Genomic DNA, 23,577 nt, shown 5'->3' with positions numbered 1-23,577 from the left:
CTTCACAATGATGATTCTCAGTACTTCTCTATATAATACTTATTCTTATCCCTTAAATCCAAAACCTTATAATTTTGGTTAAATAGCTTATTAGCTTTATTTAGTGCATCGACATATTTTAATGCTTCTTCAAACTCTTTTTCAGGTAACTTAATACTTATATTACCTTTAAGATTTAAATCCCACCTTCTATCTCCGAGTCTTACAGCAGCTGAAGTTTTATTCATTAATGCCGGATATTTCTGCAGCTCTAATACTAATGTACCTGCATAGATATTCGCCCCTTCCCCTACAACATGTAATAAATGAGGAAAAGGTTGAATATTTTTACTAATTTCGTAACCTTCTTCATCGACTAAGAAAAGCTGATTATTAATTTGCCAAATAGCAATAGGTTCTCTTTCAAATAATTTTATATATACCGTATTTGGTAATCTTCTACTGACATATACTTCCTTGATCCATTTATTTTTCTTTAAATTATTTCTAATTTCGTCTAATTTAAGAGCAAAAATAGGACTGCCCTTATTCGCATTTAAAACCTTTAATATTGTAGGCTCATCGACATTTTGCTGTCCTTCAATAATAACATTCTCAAGTTTAAACCCAAGTTTTGTTGTTGTTTGGTATATATTTGTTGTTAAGTAGGTTTTTATGCCGGCAAAATATTTTGTAAAAACAAATAGACATACAAAGATAATTAAAGTAATCTTAAGCCCTAATATTGCTTTTTTGTAAATTAGTCCTAATTTTCGGCGTAATGAGATATTATGAGTTTTTGTTGTTTGTTTTTTTTATTGGAGCTTGTTTTTTTTCTCATGATTCAAAGCTTGCCGTCTTTATAATTTCTTCAATTAAGTTAGTAAAATTTATCCCTGCATAAGCTGCAATTTCCGGCACTATTGATAAAGGCATCATACCTGGGTGAGTATTTATCTCCAAAGTATATAACTTGTTTGTCTGCTCTTCTAAAATAAACTCTGCTCTAGCAGGACCTTTACAATTGATTGTTTTATAAATTTTTTCTGATTCTATAAGTAATTTCTCATATAAATTAGCAGGTAGCGGAGCAGGACAAAGATGATCAGCAAATCCTTCGGTATATTTAGTTTCATAATCATAGAAACGATTCTTTAGTAATTTAATCTCTAAAGCTCCAAGAGCTTTGCCGTTTAATACCGCTACTTGCAATTCTCGCCCTTTTATATATTGTTCTATTATTACCTGATCACCGTAAGGAAAATCATAATCGGCAAAGTTAAAATCGTCTTCTGCAAATATCACCTCAACACCAATACTTGAACCTTGCGTAAGAGGCTTAATAACGTACGGTCGTTTCATAGGATCATTTTTTATATTATCGCTTTTATTTACAACAATGCTTTCTGCCATATTAATATTATTCGTTAAAAACCAGATCCTAGAATGTATTTTATCGAATGCTAAAGCTGAAGATAACACGCCGCTATGAGTATAAGGAATCCGCATTATATTAAGTAATCCTGGTAAACAACCGTCTTCACCATATGTACCGTGCAGGCAATTAAAAACGATATCAGGTTTTATTTCTTGTAATCTAACTGCAATATCCGCTCCCATATCAATAAAGGTAACTCTATATCCTAATTCAATTAAAGCTTTACTAACTCCTTCGCTTGACACTAACGATACTTCACGCTCAGCAGACATACCGCCTGCCATTAATGCTATATGCTTTTTACCGGTACTACTTAATATTTTGACTATAGAGTGTTCTACCCAATGTGTTTGATATTTATGCACGTTTTTTCCTTTCTTATTAAATCCATTGTAATTCCTAACTAAAAGCGGCCTTGTTGCATAGCTCGCAAAACCTACTCGATGTCATCCCCGCGTAGGCGGGGATCCAGAAAAATAACTTCAATATTGATATAGAAGTTACATATTATAAAATAAACATATAAAAACCTTGTTTTTTATATGTTTTACTGGATTCCCGCCTTCGCGGGAATGACATAAAACTAGCTGCAACAACGCCATTTTTAATTAGGGATGACGTCCGATTCTCTTAATCTCCCACTCTAACTTAACCCCGCTATCTTCATATACTTTCTGCCGGACGAAATCACCTAAATCTTCTAAATCCTTAGCGGTAGCATCACCATTATTTATCATAAAATTACAATGAAGTTCTGACATCGAAGCACCGCCTATTCTATAGCCTCTAAGCCCCGCTTTGTCAATAAGTTCCCAAGATTTACGCCCTTCAGGATTTGCAAAAGTACTACCGCCCGTACGCTCTTTAATAGGCTGTGTAGATGATCTTGCGTTATTTATTTCATTCATCCGTAATAATATATTTTCACTATCGCCTTTATTTATTTTAAAAACAGCTTTGAGAATAATTAAATTCTTTGGTAAATTATTACTGCGATATTTAAAACCGATTTCTTCATTTGTGAATGTTAAAAAGTTTCCTGCAAAGTCAATCGCTTCAATCTGCACTACAATATCTTTAAATTCAGAGCCGTAAGCACCGGCATTCATAGCAACACCGCCGCCGATAGTCCCTGGAATACCTACTAAAAACTCAAAACCGGAAATAGCATTTACTTGACAAAATTTTGCTAAATTATAATTAAGGCAGCTGCTACCTACTATTAAATGATTATCTATAAACTCAATATTGCTAAAATTCTGACCAAGTTTTATAACGACCCCTTCTATGCCGCCGTCTCTTATAATAATATTTGAGCCTGCTCCAAAAGTCTTTATAGGTAATTTTTGCTTATTTTGTATTAAGAAACTTTTTAAATCTTCGCTATCTAAAGGTTTAAAGAAAAATTCAGCATTACCGCCTACTTTAAACCATGTTAAGTGTTTTAAATTATAATCTTTTTTATACTCGCCTTTTACTATCGGTAAAATTAACATATTGAGTCCTGTTATTCGCTTTACTGTTATCTTCACTCTTTTGTACCCTAGTTCGCTTGACCCTATGTTATACGAACAGATGTCATTCCCGCGAAAGCGGGAATGACATAAGAGCTATGCAACAATACCAGTCAAACCACAGGATGAAAGCCACGGGATGACAATCTCCCATCTAATTCATTAGCAAAACTTGAAATATTACCTGCTCCCATCATAATTATCATATCACCAGAAGCTGCATTATCTATAATAACTCCAACCGCATCATCTAGCTCTGCTAGAAAATTTGCTTTATCGTGATGTTTATGCTTAGTAATCTTATCAACTAAACTTCGTCCTGTAATTCCTTCTATAGGGTTTTCACCTGCAGCATATATATCGGTAATATAGAGTATATCGGCATCAGCAAAGCAAAACATAAAATCATCAAATAAATACTGCATTCTTGAATATCTGTGAGGCTGAAAAATAGCAATAACTTTACCGTTTTGTTTATTTGCTATATTTTTAGCCGTCGCAAGCGTTGCTTTGATTTCCTCAGGGTGATGAGCGTAATCATCGATAATTGAAGCGTTATTATATTCAGCTACTTTAGTAAATCTCCTCTTCACTCCTTTAAAATTATTAAAACCGTTTTTAATAGCTTTAATACCGAAATCTAATTCTATCCCAACGGCAATTGCAGCAAGACTATTTAAAATATTATGTCTTCCGGGCGTTGGAATAGTAATTTTTTCAATAATCGTTGTACCTAGTACATTTGGTAGACTAATTTTTACGTCAAAAGTAGAGGAGGCAATATCAGTGTTAATATTAAACGCTATAATATGAGCATCTTCCGAATCGATGCCATAAGTAACAATCTTCCTTTCAGTAATATCGTCTACTAACTTACGAACTATTTTATGATCGATACAACAAACGGCAAAACCGTAAAACGGCAAATTAGTAATAAAGCTTCTAAAAGCACCAATTAATGTTTCAAAATCTCTATAATAATCTAAATGTTCAGGATCAATGTTAGTTATTATCGCAATAGTTGATGGAATATGAATAAACGTTGCATCCGATTCATCGGCCTCCGCAATTAAATAATTACTTGAACCAAGATATGCATTAGTCGATTTATTATTGATGATCCCACCATTAATAACCGTAGGACATAAACCAGCTGCCTCAAATAAACAAGCAACTAAAGAAGTAGTAGTGGTTTTACCGTGCGATCCCGAAACTGCTACTGAACATTTTAATCTCATAAGTTCAGCAAGCATGTCCGCACGTCTAATAATTGGAATTTTACGCTCCAAAGCTTCTTTTATTTCAGGATTCTTTGGATTAATTGCCGATGAAATAACAACATACGACACATTGGTAATGTTCTGCTCGGCGTGTCCTAAAAATATTTTAATGCCGTATGACTCAAGCCTTTTAGTATTATAATTTTCTACTAAATCGGAACCTTGTACTTTATAACCTAGATTATATAATATCTCGGCAATACCGCTCATGCCAACGCCGCCGATACCTATAAAATGTATAGTTCCTAAGGTTTGATTAGTTTTTTTTAATTCAAGTAACAGCATTTAAGTTTAATCATTTAAAATTTAAAATTGAGTTCTGCATATAGGTTTTAAGTAACATTGTCAAGCAATAACTGTGTCATACCGCGACTTGATCGCGGTATCCAGTTTAAAATATTAAAATCATTGATATTAAAAGTTATTTTTATGGATACCGTGGTCAAATCACGGCATGACATCGGAGTCTTTTTCAAGAGCCATGCAACAAAACCGGTTCAGTATGACAATCATTAAACCTCATCCACCCTATCAAATTTTGCTTCGGAATAGAAGTTTCCTTGTAGCCCACCGACTTTTAGATCAATTAAAAATTTAGCTATTTCTCCGTTTTCTACGAATTCAGCTACCGTTTCAATACATAAATCTTCTGAAATTTTAATTAATCTTTCTACGAAATACCTACTTTGTACATCACTTGTAATACTACGCACATATTTACCGTCAATTTTGATAATATCAATTGGTAAGCTTTGAAGTTGTTTAAACGAAGTAAAACCCGCACCAAAATCGTCTAATGCAAATTTACATCCGTACTTACGTAGTTTATTAATAAATAAAGTTATTTTATCGTAATGCTGATTGAAAGAAGTTTCCGTAATTTCAATAATTAAACGATCCCGAACATTATGAGCTTTTAATAAGTTTTCTGCTATTTCCCATAAAGCTTCATCGCCTGTTCCTATATTTGAAATATTAACGGCTAACTTTAAGTTTGGGTTGCGGACAAGTTCATTAACAGTCATTTCTAAAACAATTTGATCAATTATAAAAATTAATCCTTTATTTTCAGCAATAGGGATTATAGGACCTACGGAAATATAAACACCGTTCTCGTCAGGTATACGAAGCAGACATTCATAATAATGAATCTTCATAGTATTACGATCTATTATAGGCTGATAAGCAAATCGCATAGTCTTTTTTGCTAAGGCTTGTCGTAGTAAGTTAAGCTGAAGATTAGATTTTCTTATATTTTCCAAATCATGTTCTGTACTGCTATATTCACGGTAATAATAATGATTATCTTGTGAAAGTAACATATTTAATATTTTTTCAATTTCTTTAGCATTATTACTTACTTTTTTTGGAAATTTAATACTAGCAATATAACAATTCATATAAATTGCCGGCTTCTGTTCATTAATATAAAGCTGCAAAAATAAATATAATTTTCTAGCAAAATTTTTAATTAAGTCAGAATCAGTAGTATTTAGGATAAATAATATTCTATCTTTCTTTATTTTCTTAAACTTTGAAAAAATATTAAGTTCTTTGCTTACATCTTCAATGATTTGATCTAAATCTTCAATTATAAAATGCTTACCCTGCTCTATAAATTCTATTTCATCATAATTAACTAATCTACAAGCAAAACATACGCCTTTTTCCAATTTATCTATCGCATCTTGTAAATCTTTATAATTCGTTATTAATTCCGACATTGCCATGTGTATCATAAAATTATATACTTAAGAATATTAGGACATTTTTACTGTAAATGAAATAAAAATATGAACCGCATAGAAAGGATACAAGAAAAATTAAGTGTGTTAAAACCACATTTTCAAGAAATAATAGATGAAAGCTATAAACATGCTAGTCATTATAACGGAATTCACAGCCATATCAAAATAAGAATTTCTGCAGAAACATTACAGGGGAAAAGCCTAATTGCCAATCATCGCACTATTAATAACTTACTTGCCGATGAATTTAATAGCGGCTTGCATGCTTTATCGATAGAGGTACTATGAAAACAAATAATATTTTAAAAGTAGCGGTTGGAGCTAGCAGCGTAGCACAAAAAGCCTTAAATAGTATAACGGATAAAAGCTGTGGCATAATTGAGGATAAAATACTTAAAGGTAATTACATCACTCGCGAAGAATTTGAAAAATTACAAACTTTAGTAATAAAACTCAAGCAAGAATTAGCAGAGTTAAAAAGCAAATAATTAATCAACTAGTTTCAGAATTTTCTATTTTTGCTTTTAGCTCTTCTATTTCTTCTATAGTTAGCCCTGTTGAATCTGCTATTATATTGACATCTATATATTTAAGTCACAAGTTCTTTGCTATTTCTATGCTTCTTTCCCTTTTTCACACTGTTCTTCCTAAAGCTATTTCCTCGGCATCTTCCATTAATTTCGCTCTTATATAGACATCATATTCTTCGGCGGTGAGGTTATGCATTTCTATTATATTGTATGCATCTAATACCTTCTCGCTCTTTATATTTACAGGTGGGCTGTTTTCTGTTTCTGCACACTTAAATAAATGTAGCCACTCATCTATAGTAGTTTCAAGCTTATCTTTATCAAAATTTTAAGCTCTATAAATACATAGGAAAAATCAAATAAATATTGCTTATTTGTTTTAGTTTCAAGCATTTTAGTCTTAATAAGTGAAATAACTATTACCGGTAATAAATCTTTATGCTTTATTCCTTGTGTAAGTTGCTGTACGTAAGAATGAGCAGAATAATATTGCACTCTTTTTAAGTAATCGCTTTCATTTCTTTTTTGCATCTCGATTATATACCAGCTACCGGCTTCATCTTTAACCTTTAAATCAAATATGCTTTTTGTTGCCTTTATCGAGCATAGGTACTTGCTCTACAGGTATAAATTCTATTGCTTTAATTCTAAGCCCCTCAGGTAGTTCAAGAACTGCATGGATAAATTCCTTGAACCTCTCTAAATCACGAAAGATTTTTTTAAATACACTATCAATTAGTGGGATCTAAATATCTTTGCATATTAATTATTACTTTTGGTATTACTCATATTATATAACTTTTTAAGTAATCAGTAAATAACACTAGAATATGTACTTTTAATAGAATAATTATTGCTATTTTTTAACAAAAATTACGTACTCTGATCCGTTCTAATGGATACGATTGCTGACATGCCGGGAACTAGATTAGCATTTGGGGATTCAAAATCTATTAAAACAGGTACACGTTGTACGCTTTTAGTAAAATTACCGGTAGCATGATCTGGTGGGATTAAGCTAAATTTAGAGCCGGTCGCAGGAGCAATATTACGAATCTTCCCGTAAATTACCTTTTTAGGCAAAGCATCAAATTCAATTTTGACTTTCATGCCAGACTTAAATTTCTGAATTTGTGTTTCTTTAAAATTAGCCTGAATATACATAGTATTATCTTGAACTATAGAAAACAACACCCTACCCGGTACTATGTAATTTCCGACTTCTAAACTACTATTACCGAATATACCGGGTACCATAGCAATAAGTTTAGTATTTTGTAAGCTCCTTAAGGTTACTTTTTTATTTTCTGTTAGCTCTTTAAGTTTTTCCTGTTCTGCTGCTTTTTCAAGCTCAAGAAGCTGTAAATGTTGCTTAGATATATCTAAATCTAACTGTGCTTGTTTATAATCCGTTTTGGCTTTTTGATATGCGTTTTTAGAATCATCTAACGTTTTAGAGCTAGCAAATTTTGCCTTATTTAACTCCTGCACTCTCATAAAATCTGTTGCAACAATATCAAAGCTTATTTTATTAAGCTTTAATTTTTCAGCTGCTTGCTCTAGGCTAATCTGCCCTATTGAGATTTTTTGCTCTATAATTTCTATATTTTTTATGCAAGCTTCAATAGATGCTTCAAGTGCTGCAAGCTTTGCCTTATAATCTCTATCGTCAATTTCACCTATCAGATCGCCTTTATTAACTTTAGTATTATCGGTAACAAATAACTTTGTTAAAACACCGCTAACTTCAGCACTAACATTTGAAATATCTGCATCTATGTAAGCATTATCCGTAGATTGTGTATTTGCCCAAACATAAATTCTATATCCCCAATAAATAAATATGATTAAGACTATAATAATTACATATTTAGTAAATGGATGATGTTTATATTTGTCGATAGCTTGTTGTAATACACTCGGCATAATTAACTTTACCAATACCCTCTATGTTTCAAAAAATAACAAATTGGTATAGAAAGAATATATATAACTGCAATTAACGGCAGTGAATACCATGGATATATGATAAGATTTATAATAACAATAGCAACTAAAATCATTGCAAGCGATAAATATTCAGGTTTAATACTCAAATTTTTTGTTGAGATTGTAGGCAGCCTACTAGCAAGTAGAAAAGCTATAATAGCCAAATATATATTAATTGTTATAGTATGAGTACGGGTATTGATATTTAATAACGTACCGATTTCAAAATCTATCATTACAGGCATTAAAGCAAGTAAAGCACCGCATGGGGCAGGTACACCGGTAAAAAAATAATCAGTTTTATCTTGTTTCGGTTGATAAATACCAACGTTAAAGCGAGCTAAACGTAGTGCCATACAGACTATAAATAATAACATTACCGCTGATGAAAATACCTTATACTCATATTGTTGAAAAGACCATAAATATATCAGATAGGCAGGAGCTATACCGAAATTAGCAAAATCGCATAATGAATCAAGCTCTGTACCAAATGGACTAACTGCATTTAGCATCCTTGCTATTCTACCGTCGATACCGTCAATAATTGCCGCTACTATAATGCAATATACCGCAAGTTCCCATCTGCTATCCAAAGCAAATTTTATAGAACTCATACCGGTTACTAAACCAAGCAACGTAATAAAGTTGGGAATTAATTTTATTAGAGGTACAGGCTTAGTTATTATAGATTTACGAATTTTTAACAATTTTTATACTCAAAATGTATTTATCACATCATTGCAAGAAAAAAACAGTGTGATTGCATGGCTGTCAATTTCTCATTCCTGCAAAAGCAGGAATCCAGAAAAAAATAATCTTAATTGGTACAAAATTATATATTTGATAAAATAAACAGATAAAAAACTTGTTTTTTATACGTTTCACTGGATTCCCTCCCGCCTACGCGGGAATGACATAAACAAACCATGCCTACAGCTGCTCGCAATGACAGTTTTAAAGTTATGAGGCTACTTCCTCTCAAACTTAAATTCTGTTGTCTTTTTACGTCCAAAATCAGCAATGATAGTTTCACCGCCTATAGCAGTCTGCCCTTTACTCACTAATAAAGTTGTTTTCAACGGTAGATAAACATCTACTCTGCTACCGAAACGAATTATACCGTATCGCTCGCCCGTTTTAACTTCATTACCCTCTTCTAAATCACAAACTATACGCCTTGCTATAAGTCCGGCTATTTGAACAAAAACAATTTTCTGACCTTGAGCAGTTTCCATTAATACTGATTGACGCTCATTATAAATACTAGCTTTATCGAGTGAAGCATTAAAAAATTTTCCTGGATTATAATGAAGTGCTAAAATTTTTCCGTTTGCCGGGATTCTATTAACATGGACATTAAAAATATTTAGAAAAATACTAACTCTAATCATTTCCACATCACCAAGTCCTAATTCCGGAGGCGGCAATGCTTCCTTAATTTCTTGAATTATTCCATCTGCAGGACTTATTACCAGATCATCACTTATAGGCACAAAGCGATCAGGATTACGGAAAAAATAAATACACCAAGCAGTAGCAATACATCCAATACAACCAAGTTTTTCATTAAATGATGCTAATAAAAAACTTACTAATGCAAAGCTAGCAATAAATATATATCCTTCGCGGTGAATAATTTTAAATAAATCATTATATTGTTTCATTTTAATCTCTATGAATCTCCTTATTATTTTTAACTATGCCTGCTCTGCTTTATCCTCTTGGTTCTCACTCTCGTTTTCATCTTCGTCTTGAGGGGTAGCTTGGACTTCTTGCGCAGAACCAAGAGCATATACGCATAAGTCCGGGAGTGGAACACCGTTTTTTTTGGCAAGATCATTTAGCTGTGATATTGCTTTCATAACATCATCAGGAATAGTACCGCCTCTTTCGTCAGATAACCATTTTGCTTGAAATTGTAGCGGATGATGCCCTTCTTGAGGCGTACCTATATAAAACTTAAATTTGGCTCTTTGTCCACTAAAATCGCAGTCAAATTCAAACTCTTTATAATGTGCCATAACTTTATGAATTAATAATTATATTAATATTATTATAACAATAAAAATGCAAATCTAAAATAATTTCTTGTCTAATATTTTTTAAGTTTTTTAGCAATATAACGATTTGAATATAGAAATTTATCGCTAGAATCTATAATTATCCCGCCTGCTTCCTTAATAAAAAGTTCAAATGCATAATATAATGTAAAATTTAATAATGATAAACATATTAAATCCGCTTTACCTGACGCTACAAGCGTAGCCCCATAGCAAAGAGAACCAAAAGATCTAATATTATCTACCTTTATCTCCTCCAAATCATTATGATTTACATCTTCAATAATTGCTAAACAGTTTTTTAAATCGGCATTATCGGAAACTCTAAGTCTTAATCCTTGATAATTAGAGTTTAAATTATTTTTTTCTATCCAAGCTCCCTTACCTTTTTCAGCATAATAAATTTCATTAAGAGCAGGAAAATATATTACTGTAGAAGTAGGAGTTAAAACTTCTTGATTCCTTTTTAAATAAGTTACGGATATCGCAAAAAAAGGTATGCTTCTGGCGAAATTATTTGGGCTATCTATAGGATTAATTAAAAAAACACTCTCATAATTATTATTTAAATCGAATTTATCCTCCGGAAAAAATAAATATTGTGTATATTTTTGTAATTCTTCACATAATAAAGTTTTTAATTTTAAATAAGATCGCTTACAAAATTCTTCATTTCTTACAGAGTTTTTTTGTAGCATTTCGAGTTCTAAAAAATCTCTATGCAAAAACTTAACAGCTTTACGCAGGGCATTAATTAATAAATTAGTTATAGGTTGCATTTGATATTTTTAATTTAAGATATTAGTTTTAGAAATTATGTCGTATGGCTTTAAAAAATTGATACCATTCCTAGCTAAAAGCATTACCTGAGTGGATGCTGAAAGTCGTCATTGCGAGGAAAAACTGTAAGTTTTGACTAAGCAATCTCAGGATATTTGACGAGATTGCCACGCAGCCTACGGCTGCTCGCAATGACGGGGTGGTATCCATAGTTCAATAAAACAGCTCACTTCGCTCGCTCAACATATGTCATATCATCAGTTTTAACAACAATTTTTTCTCCTATTTCTAAATATTGCGGGACCTTAACTTTAATACCGTTTTCTAAAATTGCTGGTTTATAAGAAGCGGTAGCGGTTGCTCCTTTTATTACCGGATCAGTTTCACTAATTTCAAGTATAACAGTTGGAGGAAGCTCAATATTTAAAGGCTTGTCATTATAAAATTCGACTTTAACAATCATATTTTCAGTTAAGAAAGATAATTTTTCTTCTAACATTTCCTTGGAAATATTTATTTGATCAAAATGTTTGGTATCCATTAATACCAAATCATCACCTTCAAAATATAAAAATTGATAATCTTTTTGTTCAAGTTCAGCTTTTTCTAAATAATCGGCAGAACTGAATCTTTCGTTACGCTTTGTCCCTGTTTTTAAATTTTTCATCTCAACTTGTACATAAGCTCCACCTTTCCCGGGTTGAGTATGTTCCGGTGTTTTGCTGACAACCCATAAATCATTATTATAAACTAATATGTTACCTGTTCTAATTGAATTTGCTGAAATTTTCATATATCATACATTTAAGACTTAAAATTAAAGTATAAATATACAAATTATTTCCTTTAAAAACAAGAATTTAATCTTATGACCACAATATTAGTAGTAGATGATATAGAACCCAATATTAAGTTACTAACAGCCAAACTTTTAAAAGAGTATTATACGGTTCTTACTGCAAATAGCGGTAAAGAAGCACTAGCAATTCTTAAAAAAGAAAAAATTGATATTATACTACTTGATGTTATGATGCCGGAAATGGATGGATGTGAGGTATGTAAAACGATAAAAACCAATCCGGAAACTACTCATATACCGGTTGTAATGGTAACTGCACTTTCCGATATTGATGATCGAGTTAAAGGTCTTGAGGCAGGAGCTGATGAGTTTTTAACAAAGCCGATTAACGATACTGCTCTATTTGTAAGACTTAAATCGCTATCTAGAATGAAAAGCTTAATTGATGAGTTAAAGCTTCGTAATAGCACTAATGCATTATTAGGCGTAACAAATATCGAAATGCATGACACTTTTGCAGATAAAAAAATATTACTAATTAATGATGATGTGGTACAAGCTAAAAATATAAAACAAATGTTACTTAAGCTTACCCAAAACGTAAAGGTAATAAGTAATTCCGATGAATTAGATATTATAAATGAATATACCCCCGATTTAGTAATTATCAGTAGTACGCTCGAAAATGACGATCCTTTGAGGATCAGTGTTATTTTAAGAGGTAAAGCAGAAATAAGCGGCGTAGTAATAATTTTACAAATTGATGAAGACGGTATGCCTTTGGTTGTGAAAGGTATTGAACTCGGTATTAATGATTATTTCGTTTATCCTATAGAGGAAAGCGAATTGCTTGCTAGAATTAGAACACAATTAAGACGTAAGCAATATCAAGATAATTTACGTAATGATCTTGAACAAAGTGTCAATTTAGCAGTTAAAGACGGTCTAACCGGCTTATTTAATCGTCGCTATTTCGATATACATCTCAAACAAATTATTGAGAAAGCTAATAAAGAAAGTATTAAATTATATTTACTTATGTGCGATATCGACAATTTTAAACATGTAAACGATACTTACGGTCATCAAGCAGGCGATAAGGTTTTAACAATTGTATCCCGTATTTTGAAAAATACTCTCAGAGTAACAGACTTAATAGCAAGATTCGGCGGTGAAGAATTTACTATACTCTTAACGGATATAGATATTTCTAAAGCAATTGAAACTGCGGAGAGAGTTAGAGTTAAAATAAAATATATGAATTTTCACATTGAAGATCAAATTGAACCTTTAAAAACAACTATTTCAATCGGAGTTACGAAATATAAAAAAGAAGAATCAATAGAATCTTTCATTGAACGTGCTGACAAAGCTATGTATGAAGCTAAAACAACGGGTAAAAATAAAGTAGTAAAATTATAATTGATTTTTTAAAGTAAAAAAATAATGAGCAATTCTTCCAAAAAACATCTTGATTTACCATATAGACCAGGAGTCGGCATGATGATATTAAATGCCGATAACCATATATTCGTCGGTAAAAGAATAGATACAAAAATATCTGCATGGCAAATGCCGCAAGGTGGGATAGTGCCCGGCGAAACACCAAGTATTGCAGCAATGCGTGAGATGTTAGAAGAAATAGGCAGCGATAAAGGATATATTATTGCCGAAAGCAAATTCTGGTATAGTTATGATGTACCAAGCTTTTTAATACCTAAACTGTGGAACGGTAATTTTCGTGGACAAAAACAACGCTGGTTTTTAATTAGGTTTACCGGAAATAACGAAGATATTAATATAAATACCTCTAATCCGGAATTTGACCAATGGCGTTGGGCATCACTTGATGAACTCTTATCTATTATAATACCGTTTAAACGTAAACTTTACCAAGCCGTCGTAAAAGAATTTGAATCATTAATTCAGTAAAATTTTATATATATAGTACTTGTAGAACAGCACTATTTACCTCTTTATCACCTTCAATTCATTCATTTATAGCACTAAATAATGCAATATCCGTATTATTTGCCTAAAGTAAATACAGCACATTCATTTGTTCCTCTAGACAATAAACTAATCTTTATCGCAACTAGATTCAATCATATAATACGTACTATCATTCTTTATTAGGTTATAATTATTATCACCGATTATATGTGCAGTAAATGCATTTGCTAGATTATATTAGCAATAAAATCTTTTACTTCTCTTATATGAAATAAGTTTATAATGAAATTACTTAGACAGTAATTTGTTGTTGTTTCGGTTTCCCAATTAACCGTATCAATTTGAGTTTCCGGCATTGAAAATCATGAATTTTTATATCTTCAAACGCAAATTTTAGCTCTCTAACCAATCCATATAAAATATATTTTTTATCAGTAATATGTACAAAGGTATGATCAGGATGCTCATCTAAAAAATATGTAGAGGTATTAGAAAAAGGTTTTAAATGTACAGAATATACCTTATTTCTATCAAGGCTTTGGTCATAACTATTTTCACTAGAACCAACTGGTATTAAATTTGGTAATAAAATAAGTCTACAAAAATAACCGATTAACTTAACTATATTTGGTAAAAATTTAATATGATAATTTGGCATAACGTTACTTTATGTTTATTACAACATGTCTTATTATTAAATATTATTAAGATTATTGTTATAATTCAATTAATTTAATAAGAAACCATCGTTTAGCTGTTGATACTTGTGTGATTTTTGCTATTATTCTTTTCACTTAAGTAATTCAACCTGAAAATAATTAGATTTTACTTTCTATCTTTGCAGCCAATATAAAGTCGTTTTCCATAAGACCGTCGATTTTATGAGTCCATATTTCCACACTACATGCTCCCCAAGATATAGTTAAATCGGGATGATGTGCTTCCTGCTCTGCAATTTCAGTTATCTTATTTGCAAATTCCATAGCTTTTATAAAATTAGAAAATTTATATTTTTTATAAAGAGGCCCTAATGCATTCACTTGCCACTCACTTTGTAATTGAACTAATAACTTATCAATTTCTTTTTTCTCAAGTGGCGGAACTCCACCCTCACATGGTATGCATCTTTTCTCACTTAATACTGTCATAGTTTTTTTTCTATATCAAAGTTAAAATATTGATCTTTATAAGGCTCATCTGCAAGTTGTATAATGCCACCACTCAATTTTACATGCTTTAAAATTATGTTTTTGCATCTTAGAACATAAATAATTACGTTTTGCTAAATATTGCTTATCAATTAATTTACTATCATGGGGTAAAGCTTTATCAAATAAGTCAAAAGAAGTATACATGTCTACCGTATTATCATCTAAAGAGGATTATAACACGCGTGTCTTTCAGCTTTCTCTTAATAATGACTTCAGGATTATTATTAACTTCCTTCTGAAGCTTTATTATTGGTCAATCTACAGTCTATGACTAGATCTTTCAGCTATATAACCTAATATAAAACATTTAGACTTAATCTATATATGGGTAAAAGCTTTCCTTATTTTTTTGATCAATATTATATCTTTGCTCCATCTTAAAAATGTTGTACAGCTTTTTGTGGTCTATATGCATATAATCAGTGAATAACCATCTTTTTGTATCTCAGCTTGTACTGCTTTAAGAGCCTTAACAGCTTCTATGGTTAAAATTGCTTCCGGTGCTTTATAACCATCTACCTTTTTACCAACAAAATTTTCATCTGAATAATAATGCATATTTTGAATAATTGTAGGGTCGATATCTTTCAGATACATGAACCCTTTAAGTAAGGATTTAGCATATATTGGAAGAAAGCGCATAAATATAAAAATTAAACTTGTTAAAATCAATTTCATAAAATGCTAGGCTTTGTAAAGATTTCTAATTGATTTTATTTTGAGATATTTTTTAGTGCAAATCAAATCGTTTTAGAGATCTTCACAGAACCTAATATAAAATAGACTCCTTGGCATAATCTCTTTCTAAAGGTAATTTGGAGCTGGTTCGAATCCTTACATAGATTTGGCTACGCTCCGGTTCTATGTTCCGTGCCTCCTTCAAATTCCTCTTTATAAAATAGGTTATGCAAGAAATCTAATATTTATCTTATACAAAATTTTATTAAAAACTATGGAACTGTTTAACAGTACTATAGTAAACTCACCCCCATTTTGTGACAGGCACGAAGGTAGAGCCTATATATATAATAGACGAGGAGATGAACAACGAAGCACAAAGTTCAAATCAATTTACTATAGAACTGTCAAAAAGACGGATGAATGGTAGCGAGGGAGGGATTTGAACCCCCGACACACGGATTATGATTCCGTCGCTCTAACCAGCTGAGCTACCCCGCCAGGGGAAAAGTGTTTATATAATTTGTTAAGAAGTGTCATTCTAGATAAAAGCGGTTGCATGGCTTGGAAAATGTACTTAGTGTCATACCGTGGCTTGACCACGGTATCCAAAAAAAACAACTTAAAATACTAATTAATTTAAATATTTTAAGCTGGATCCCACGATCAAGTCGCGGGATGACAATAAAAAATTGATCCATGCAACAATTGACTAGCAACTTCTCAAATTTTATCTTAACGTTTAGAGAATTGTGTTTTCTTACGTGCTTTACGTTGTCCGTATTTCTTACGCTCTACTACCCTAGAATCACGTGTTAAAAGACCACCTTTACGCAAAATAGCATGAAAATCCGGAGCAGATTTATCTAAAGCTTTAGAAATTCCATGTAAAATAGCACCTTTCTGTCCTGAAATTCCTCCACCTCTAACAGTACAAATTATATCATACTGATCAATAGTTTTTGTTAAGACAAACGGCTGTAAGATAGTTTTCACATAAGTTTCAGAAGGAAAATACTGGGCTATTGTTTTTTTATTAACAACTATTTTTCCTTTTCCCACTTTAAGCCATACTCGTGCTATAGCATTTTTTCTTTTACCTGTAGCATAAAACTTGCCTAAATTATCTATTTTTTCTTTAGGGGTTTTTAATACTAAAGGTTCTTTAGTTAACTGCTTTTCTACTTTTTCTGTTTTAATTTTTAACTCGGGCATATTCTATTACTTTTTATTTTTTGGATTTTGGCTTGCAAAATCATAAACAGTAGGTTGCTGTGCCATATGAGGATGATCACCATTTGCATAAACATACAAATTACTCATTTGCTTAGCACCTAAAGCATTTCTTGTAATCATTCTTTTTACGGCCATTTTAATAACTCTCTCAGGGTGTTTACCACTTAAGATTTTACCTGCCGTAGTATCTTTTATCCCACCTGGAAATCCTGTATATCTGTAATATATTTTTCCGTCTTTGGGATTTGCTTTTTTACCTGTTAATGTTACATGCTCCGCATTTATTATGATTATATTATCACCACAATCTAAATGAGGTGTAAAGCTAGGCTTATGCTTACCGCGTAGCATATTAGCAACTCTGCTAGCGAGTCGTCCTAGTACAATATTTTTTGCGTCTATGACCCACCATTTCTTTTCAATTTCCGATGGCTTTGCCGAGTAAGTTTTCACAATAGTATCTTTTTAATTAGAATTTAAAATTAAAGAATCAAGCAACATATTTAATAGCATTAATACCCGCTATCTGTCAAGCTAAATATAATTTATTTACTTCCGAATATTATTTTTCTATCGGTAGAAAAATATAAATTATTATTTGCTCTTAGCCCATAATAACGAATATTTTTTATAATTTTGACAACATGAGGTATCATGTTTAATCCATTATTATCAACATCAAAACTATATAAAACACCGTTAACGGAAATAACATTTAAACTTCGCTTATTGTTATTATTAACTCCAACAAAAGGTACTAAAAAAGCAGCAGATTTTAGTGTCTTAGGATCTTGTCCATCATTTAAATCAGCTACAAACTTTACTTTCCCTGTTTCAGGATTAAATGCTGCTATTTGTCTAGCATTATTTGTTACAAATAGACTATTACCGATTAAAGACATTGATTGAATATCCTCGGCATTTACCTGCCAAATCACACTGCCGGTTGCTACATTAAGCTTAATAAGCTTACCAAGACCGGTTGCTATATACAGATTCATATTATCATGAACGGGAGTACATAAAATACTTGATTCGTCAAAATTCGGTATAGCTGTACGATCATTAAGATTTGTAAACTCAAAATTCCATTTTACTTCACCGTTTGTTATATTTAAGGCAAGTATTTGCCCGGAATTATAAGTTACTATTACATTGTCATACTGTACTATCGGCGTCATAAAATAACTAGCCGACAAAACTTCCGCTAGGCTTTCATGTTCCCATACGGTTTTTAAAGTTTCTGCATTTAAAGCAATAGTTTGATTACTGATAGTTTGCACTAAGACAGTATTATCATTGAGCACAATAGGCTTAATTCTAATAATATCCGGAAGTTCTTTTCTAATTATTTCATAACCTGATTTTGCATCTAGCACTACTAACAACCTTGAACCGTATGTTACGTATAATTTTCCGTTATGGTGTAAAATTCCGCCGCCTATATAATTATCTTTTTTATGTCTACTTAAATTATAAGACCAAATAATCTTATTTTTCTCTATAGAAAATGCAGAAATATTCGATCTAATATCCAATGCATAAATCATATCGCCTATAAAAACCGGCTCGGTAATCGTTTTACTTCTAGCGAAACTATACTGTTTATTCTTAAGCATATTTGCATTAAATGCATATATATTTGCATTAGAATCTAAATATATAGGCTCATGAGTCTGAATTGCTAATTTAGGAGTCAACTCAACAATATTTTTTACCCTTTTTGGTCCAAGCCCGTTACATGAAATTAAAATAAACGGTAATAACAGAAGTGCTATTTTTTTTGTCATATTTTTCCTTAAGTACGAATTATTATTTATTTAAATTTACAAGCAATGCTTTAGCCTGATCTTTTATTAGATCAGATACATTATTTGAAATTAATAAATTTTTTAGATTTTTTTCTGCTTGCGGTTTCATATTATTCTTAATATCCCACATAGCTTTTATAATAGTTGCTGTAGCCCAAAAAGGTTTTTTCTCGTCATCAAAATAGTTTAAATATTTGGTCAATTTCTCTTTATCTTGAATATCTAGATTGTGATCATCAATAACAAGACTACACCATGAAATACGTGCATAAGAAGTAGAAATTTCGGAATATTCTTTATTTTCAATAATTTTATTAAGCAGGTCTTTCGCTTCTGAATATTTTTTTTTTGAAATCTTTATGGCTACTTGTTCTAATGCAGCTATTTCTTTGATTTTAGTATTACTAGTAGTAACTAAATTCTCTAAAGTATTAAAAGCTAATTCTTCATTATCTTTTGTTGTTTCCAAACCAACAGTCTTAACAAGAATATCTCCGTTTTTTTGGTTATTTTTAATTCTTTTATCTTTATTATTATTAATAACAACCATTATAGTAATAGCTATTATAGAAATGATTATTATTATAGGTAAAAGCTTTTTGAAAAAAATTAACCTTTTTTCTTCATTTTGATCACTCAGTACTTCATCCAAAATATCAGTCATATTTTATTATTTTTATTTATTTTTACAGCCAAATTTAATCTTAGCATCTTCTGCCATTTTCTTGGATGCGGCAGTTCTATTAGTTGGAAATTCCTTATCAAACTTAGCAAGCATATTACATGCTTCCTGAGTTTTTTTTAGTTCGCCTAAGGAAAGTGCTAACTTCAATAACCCATCGGAAGATTTTGCCCCTTTCGGTAACTCTTTATAGCCTTTTAAATAGTTAACCGCTGCCCCGTTATAGTCTTTTTGTTTAAAAAAGCATTCCCCATACCAGAAATAAGCATTACTAATTAGCAAACTGTTAGGATATTTTTGGATAAAATTTTTAAACTTATCTTTTGCTTCAGTAAGTTTATTATCTTTATAAGCAGCAAGAGCCAAATCGTAGGCTTGCTTATCAGGAGCTATATCCTTATTAACCGCAATAGGTTTTTTAGGCGCATTATCCGGCATATCTTTAAGCAAAGCTATATCAAAAACATCTTGTTTTTTTGAATCACCGGCTTCTAAAACTTCAGTATTTTCTTCTTGATTTGAAATATTTGAGTTCTGCGTTAGCATATCAATTTTATGCTGTAAAACCTCAACTTTACCGATGAGCCTTCTGATTTCTTGTTCCTGTTCATCTAGTCTATTTTCAAAATCATTATTTGCTGCATATTTTAAAGGCTTTCCTTTAATAGTTTCGCTTTCTCCGAAAGAAAACATAGAAAATAAAAAAGTAAATAATAAGACAATCAGTTTCATATATTTTTTAAAAATTTATAATTTTTTTATAATACCGAAATTTTTTTAATATTCCACACAATTTTTTATATTTCAATACTACCGTCATATGTAAACGTTATTGTTATGGTGGTACCTTCATTTATCTTACTGTGCAAATCAAATTTACCGTTCATAAGTTCAACCAACTTTTTAGTAAGCGGCAACCCAAGACCGGTACCTTCATATTTTCTACTAAGCTCACTATCAATTTGACCGAACGCCGATAAAGTTTTTGGGATATTTTTGTCCTCAATACCGATACCGGTATCTATAACTTTTATATATACTAATTTTGCTAACTCATCTTTTTCAAGTGCAATAGTAACACTTCCTCCGAAATTTGTAAATTTCACGGCATTTGATAAAAGATTTAAGAATACTTGTTTTAGCCTTTTTGGATCAGCCTTTATAACCACATGCTCTTTCGGTAATCTACTAATTAAAGCCACTTTGGCTTGATCGGCACGAGGCTTAACAAGTATAAGCGAAGAACGAATTAATTTATTTAAATCAAGATCTATACTATCTACTTTTAATTTATCGGCAGAAGCTTTAGAAAGATCTAAAATATCATTAATCATACTAAGCAAATGCTTACCGGCATCATTTATATCTTTAATATAATTTTTACTTTTTTCTGCATCTCTTTCCGACATAAGAATTTCCGAAAAGCCTATTATAGCATTAAGCGGTGTACGCAATTCATGACTAATATTAGCAAAAAACTTTGTATTTGAAGAGCTGGTTTTTTCTACTTTTACTATTTGAGCTTTTAAATTTCTATTTGTTTCAAGCTGCTCCTCAATGATTTGTCTAGCATAGTTAGTATTACTAATAATTATAGTGCAGAATATTATAAAAATAATGATAAAAGTTATAAAAACCTTTTGCTCAAGAGAGGTCATATTTTGCCACTGGCTGGTAATATTAGTGTTAATCTCAAATACTGCATCTACAGGAAAATCTAAATTATTAGTTATAACAGGAATATAGCTAGTAACAAAAGAAGCCTCTTCCACTGTTAAATCACTTTCATTTTCTATTACTACCCTTGGTAATAATATATGACTTGTAATACCTTCAAAAGCATCTCGAAGCGGAGCTTTTGAAGTAAAGGATTTTAAAAAAAATTTATCGATTTTTGCGGTAACTATCTCAACCAAACTATCATCTTTATAATTGTCTACACTATACATATGTAACATATTACTAGTGATGAATTTATTACCTTTGAGATCGTAGAGAGAAATATTAATATTAAGATTGGTGAACCATTGAGCGGTAATCTTTGCAAAATTAATAAAATCTTGATCTTGTAATAGTTTTAAATAATCGAATTTGTGTAATTTACTGATTACGTTCTGATGAGCATTCCAAATATTATCAGTGTAAAGTTCTACAATTTTAGTATGTTCCAAAGCCACTTGTTTTACTATCATTTCTTTTATCATAAAATAACGATAAAACATCATATTTATGACAATATTAAGAAACAATATAATGAATGACAATCTTACTATATACTTATTATGGTTCATTATAAGACCTAGTAGTTATTTTTAACTCAACTGATGTCATCCCTGCGGAAGGCTTGCTCGCATACCAAATCGTCATTGCGAGTGACTAAAAGGAGCGTGGCAATCTCATAAACCAGGGTTCCTGAGATCGCGTACGTACAAAACTTACAGTTTTTCCGTAGCTTATGACGAAGAATCTATCTATGCAGCAAAACCGAGAATGATATTATCCTCTCTACTTATCTTCTTGTTGAACTCTCTCTTTTGTTTCCAGCTTTTTATTAATAATCAACCCTGTAATTACATCATAAGCACGAGCAAATTGATAATCTTTTTTGTATAATTCCGATAATTCATTCTCTTCTTGTTTATTATTTTTGGCTTTTGTTTCTTTTTGGCTATCTTTGTTTTTAGATGAATTATCTTTGTTTTTTTCATTATCATTCTTCAAATAATTTTTTAAAGAACTCTCAGAAAAACGCTTATCTATTTTTTTCACTTCTGGATACTCAACTTTCGCCGGCTCAATTAAAATATCAGGCTCTATTCCTTCTGCTTGAATAGAACGACCGCTTGGGGTGTAATATTTAGATATAGTCAGTTTTACGGCAGCCCTAGAATTGATTTGCGTTAAAGCCTGAACTGATCCTTTACCGAAAGACTTAGTGCCAAGTATTATTGCTCTTTTATGATCTTGCAAAGCTCCGGCAACTATTTCCGAGGCAGAGGCAGAATTACCGTTTATTAAAACTATCATAGGTACTTTGGGAGCTTTTAACGAAAACTCATTTGCTTTAATTTCGCTATTACTTGATGTAGTTCTACCTTTTGTTGTTACAATTACACCGGAATCAATAAAATAATCACTAACAGCAATAGCTTGATCGAGTATACCTCCGGCATTATTACGTAAATCTAGAATTATACCTTTAAGGTCATCTTTACTCTCAGTTTTTAACTTCTTTACTGCTGCCTTCAGCTCAGAAATTGTTGACTCATTAAAAGTAGTTATACGTATATATGCAATATTATTTTTTTCTAAATGTGCTTTTATCGGCTTGATTTTTACTATTTCGCGAGTAAGCTCTAGCTCTTGCGGTTTTGCCTCTTCTTCCTTAATTATCAACAATTTAACCTTAGTACCAGGCGTACCACGCATCTCTTTTATAGCTTTATTAGGACCAAGCGTAGAGACTAACTCGTCATTCACGCCTACTATATAATCCCCACCTTTAAGCCCTGCTTTGAAAGCCGGCAAATCGTCAACAGGCGATATTATCTTAATTGCTCCGCTATCATACATTATTTCAACACCGATTCCGCCGAATTCACCTTTTGTAAAAGTAAAAATATCTTCTAAATCCTCATCGGTATAATAGCTTGAATGGGGATCAAGTGAGTTTAACATACCGTTAATTGCTTCATCTATCATTTTTTGCCTATCGGGTACCTGTACATAAGCCTTTTCGATACGTTCAAATACGTCTTGAAATTGCTTATAAGCTTCCTGATTTGATATTTTATTTTCAGTTTCTTTTTCTCCTTCTGCAAATGCACAAATAGAATTTATAATAAAAAATAGTGTTATAATTAAACGTAATAACATAATACTCCAA

At 31.4% G+C, this 23,577-nt stretch carries 24 protein-coding genes, 1 tRNA gene and 5 pseudogenes; 4 read left to right on the top strand and 26 right to left on the bottom strand.

Annotated elements, in window-relative coordinates; translation table 11 throughout:
• Positions 1-17: 17 nt before the first annotated feature.
• The 5 genes and pseudogenes from WSW_RS01000000108145 to WSW_RS0103130 form a co-directional block, all read right to left on the bottom strand.
• Positions 18-820, bottom strand: a pseudogene (locus WSW_RS01000000108145) (cell division protein FtsQ/DivIB).
• The gene (locus tag WSW_RS0103145; protein WP_016917042.1) at positions 817-1,782 is read right to left on the bottom strand and encodes a D-alanine--D-alanine ligase; all 966 of its coding nucleotides are present in this window, start codon (positions 1,780-1,782) and stop codon (positions 817-819) included. Before WSW_RS0103145 ends, WSW_RS01000000108145 begins: the two are co-directional and overlap by 4 nt.
• A 243-nt stretch (positions 1,783-2,025) precedes the next feature.
• Positions 2,026-2,913: a UDP-N-acetylmuramate dehydrogenase gene (murB, locus tag WSW_RS0103140; RefSeq protein WP_016917041.1), complete on the bottom strand. Its 888-nt coding sequence runs from the start codon at positions 2,911-2,913 to the stop codon at positions 2,026-2,028.
• A 131-nt stretch (positions 2,914-3,044) separates the two neighbouring features.
• Complete coding sequence (gene murC, locus WSW_RS0103135; protein ID WP_016917040.1) at positions 3,045-4,496, bottom strand: UDP-N-acetylmuramate--L-alanine ligase; 1,452 nt, start codon at positions 4,494-4,496, stop codon at positions 3,045-3,047.
• A 227-nt stretch (positions 4,497-4,723) separates the two neighbouring features.
• Positions 4,724-5,950, bottom strand: coding sequence for an EAL domain-containing protein (locus tag WSW_RS0103130; protein ID WP_016917039.1), 1,227 nt, complete (start codon positions 5,948-5,950; stop codon positions 4,724-4,726).
• 54 nt (positions 5,951-6,004) lie between these two features.
• Here WSW_RS0103130 and WSW_RS0103125 point away from each other — a divergent pair, with 54 nt between their 5' ends.
• Positions 6,005-6,247: a BolA family protein gene (locus WSW_RS0103125; RefSeq protein ID WP_012736546.1), complete on the top strand. Its 243-nt coding sequence runs from the start codon at positions 6,005-6,007 to the stop codon at positions 6,245-6,247.
• Entirely contained in the window at positions 6,244-6,447 is a 204-nt protein-coding gene (locus WSW_RS0103120; protein ID WP_016917038.1) for a hypothetical protein, read from the top strand. The genes WSW_RS0103125 and WSW_RS0103120 overlap by 4 nt, the downstream gene beginning before the upstream one ends.
• Positions 6,448-6,783: 336 nt before the next feature.
• Here WSW_RS0103120 and WSW_RS0103115 read toward each other — a convergent pair whose 3' ends face one another.
• The 8 genes and pseudogenes from WSW_RS0103115 to efp form a co-directional block, all read right to left on the bottom strand.
• Positions 6,784-7,026 carry an Rpn family recombination-promoting nuclease/putative transposase gene (locus tag WSW_RS0103115; protein WP_238528473.1) on the bottom strand — a complete coding sequence of 81 codons (243 nt, stop codon included), beginning with the start codon at positions 7,024-7,026 and terminating at the stop codon, positions 6,784-6,786.
• 37 nt (positions 7,027-7,063) lie between these two features.
• Positions 7,064-7,250 (bottom strand): annotated as a pseudogene (locus tag WSW_RS1000000113875) (hypothetical protein).
• A 112-nt stretch (positions 7,251-7,362) separates the two neighbouring features.
• A complete protein-coding gene (locus WSW_RS0103110; RefSeq protein WP_016917037.1) occupies positions 7,363-8,415 on the bottom strand; it encodes an HlyD family secretion protein in 1,053 nt (350 codons plus the stop codon).
• Positions 8,416-8,423: 8 nt separating this feature from the next.
• The gene (gene pssA, locus WSW_RS0103105) at positions 8,424-9,188 is read right to left on the bottom strand and encodes a CDP-diacylglycerol--serine O-phosphatidyltransferase (RefSeq protein ID WP_016917036.1); all 765 of its coding nucleotides are present in this window, start codon (positions 9,186-9,188) and stop codon (positions 8,424-8,426) included.
• Positions 9,189-9,449: 261 nt separating this feature from the next.
• A complete protein-coding gene (locus WSW_RS0103100; RefSeq protein ID WP_016917035.1) occupies positions 9,450-10,145 on the bottom strand; it encodes a phosphatidylserine decarboxylase in 696 nt (231 codons plus the stop codon).
• A 33-nt stretch (positions 10,146-10,178) separates the two neighbouring features.
• On the bottom strand, positions 10,179-10,502 hold the full coding sequence (locus WSW_RS0103095; protein ID WP_010976982.1) for a DUF2610 domain-containing protein: 324 nt from the start codon (positions 10,500-10,502) through the stop codon (positions 10,179-10,181).
• Positions 10,503-10,573: 71 nt separating this feature from the next.
• Complete coding sequence (locus tag WSW_RS0103090; protein ID WP_016917034.1) at positions 10,574-11,320, bottom strand: inositol monophosphatase family protein; 747 nt, start codon at positions 11,318-11,320, stop codon at positions 10,574-10,576.
• A gap of 227 nt (positions 11,321-11,547) precedes the next feature.
• Positions 11,548-12,114 carry an elongation factor P gene (gene efp, locus WSW_RS0103085; protein ID WP_016917033.1) on the bottom strand — a complete coding sequence of 189 codons (567 nt, stop codon included), beginning with the start codon at positions 12,112-12,114 and terminating at the stop codon, positions 11,548-11,550.
• Positions 12,115-12,189: 75 nt separating this feature from the next.
• Here efp and WSW_RS0103080 point away from each other — a divergent pair, with 75 nt between their 5' ends.
• The gene (locus WSW_RS0103080; RefSeq protein WP_016917032.1) at positions 12,190-13,542 is read left to right on the top strand and encodes a PleD family two-component system response regulator; all 1,353 of its coding nucleotides are present in this window, start codon (positions 12,190-12,192) and stop codon (positions 13,540-13,542) included.
• A 24-nt stretch (positions 13,543-13,566) separates the two neighbouring features.
• Positions 13,567-14,052 (top strand): RNA pyrophosphohydrolase, encoded by a 486-nt coding sequence (locus WSW_RS0103075; RefSeq protein ID WP_004996360.1) that lies wholly within the window; start codon positions 13,567-13,569, stop codon positions 14,050-14,052.
• Positions 14,053-14,199: 147 nt separating this feature from the next.
• Here the strand turns inward: WSW_RS0103075 and WSW_RS1000000113870 are convergent.
• The 13 genes and pseudogenes from WSW_RS1000000113870 to WSW_RS0103015 all read right to left on the bottom strand — a co-directional run bounded on the left by WSW_RS1000000113870 (position 14,200) and on the right by WSW_RS0103015 (position 23,567).
• Positions 14,200-14,429, bottom strand: a pseudogene (locus WSW_RS1000000113870) (hypothetical protein).
• Positions 14,430-14,446: 17 nt separating this feature from the next.
• A pseudogene (locus WSW_RS01000000108140) lies at positions 14,447-14,731 on the bottom strand (hypothetical protein); the annotation flags it as partial.
• Between the two features lie 160 nt (positions 14,732-14,891).
• Positions 14,892-15,221, bottom strand: coding sequence for a 4a-hydroxytetrahydrobiopterin dehydratase (locus WSW_RS0103065; protein WP_016917030.1), 330 nt, complete (start codon positions 15,219-15,221; stop codon positions 14,892-14,894).
• Between the two features lie 45 nt (positions 15,222-15,266).
• Positions 15,267-15,428 (bottom strand): M15 family metallopeptidase domain-containing protein, encoded by a 162-nt coding sequence (locus WSW_RS0103060; RefSeq protein WP_016917029.1) that lies wholly within the window; start codon positions 15,426-15,428, stop codon positions 15,267-15,269.
• A gap of 336 nt (positions 15,429-15,764) precedes the next feature.
• Positions 15,765-15,962: pseudogene (locus WSW_RS1000000113865) on the bottom strand (D-alanyl-D-alanine dipeptidase); the annotation flags it as partial.
• A gap of 424 nt (positions 15,963-16,386) precedes the next feature.
• Positions 16,387-16,463: transfer RNA gene (locus WSW_RS0103050), tRNA-Met, on the bottom strand.
• 234 nt (positions 16,464-16,697) lie between these two features.
• A complete protein-coding gene (gene rpsI, locus WSW_RS0103045; RefSeq protein WP_012736490.1) occupies positions 16,698-17,177 on the bottom strand; it encodes a 30S ribosomal protein S9 in 480 nt (159 codons plus the stop codon).
• A 6-nt stretch (positions 17,178-17,183) separates the two neighbouring features.
• On the bottom strand, positions 17,184-17,651 hold the full coding sequence (gene rplM / locus WSW_RS0103040) for a 50S ribosomal protein L13 (RefSeq protein WP_016917027.1): 468 nt from the start codon (positions 17,649-17,651) through the stop codon (positions 17,184-17,186).
• A 92-nt stretch (positions 17,652-17,743) separates the two neighbouring features.
• On the bottom strand, positions 17,744-18,988 hold the full coding sequence (locus WSW_RS0103035; protein WP_016917026.1) for an outer membrane protein assembly factor BamB: 1,245 nt from the start codon (positions 18,986-18,988) through the stop codon (positions 17,744-17,746).
• A gap of 22 nt (positions 18,989-19,010) precedes the next feature.
• The gene (locus WSW_RS0103030) at positions 19,011-19,673 is read right to left on the bottom strand and encodes a DUF2659 family protein (RefSeq protein WP_016917025.1); all 663 of its coding nucleotides are present in this window, start codon (positions 19,671-19,673) and stop codon (positions 19,011-19,013) included.
• 12 nt (positions 19,674-19,685) lie between these two features.
• Entirely contained in the window at positions 19,686-20,423 is a 738-nt protein-coding gene (gene ybgF, locus WSW_RS0103025; RefSeq protein ID WP_012736493.1) for a tol-pal system protein YbgF, read from the bottom strand.
• A gap of 65 nt (positions 20,424-20,488) precedes the next feature.
• On the bottom strand, positions 20,489-21,982 hold the full coding sequence (locus WSW_RS0103020) for a sensor histidine kinase (RefSeq protein ID WP_016917024.1): 1,494 nt from the start codon (positions 21,980-21,982) through the stop codon (positions 20,489-20,491).
• A gap of 214 nt (positions 21,983-22,196) precedes the next feature.
• Positions 22,197-23,567, bottom strand: coding sequence for a S41 family peptidase (locus tag WSW_RS0103015; RefSeq protein ID WP_016917023.1), 1,371 nt, complete (start codon positions 23,565-23,567; stop codon positions 22,197-22,199).
• Positions 23,568-23,577 lie beyond the last annotated feature (10 nt).

The sequence above is a fragment of the Rickettsia honei RB genome, from assembly GCF_000263055.1.
In the GTDB taxonomy this organism is placed as follows: Bacteria; Pseudomonadota; Alphaproteobacteria; order Rickettsiales; family Rickettsiaceae; genus Rickettsia; species Rickettsia rickettsii.
This window is presented reverse-complemented; position numbering and strand designations above follow the sequence as displayed.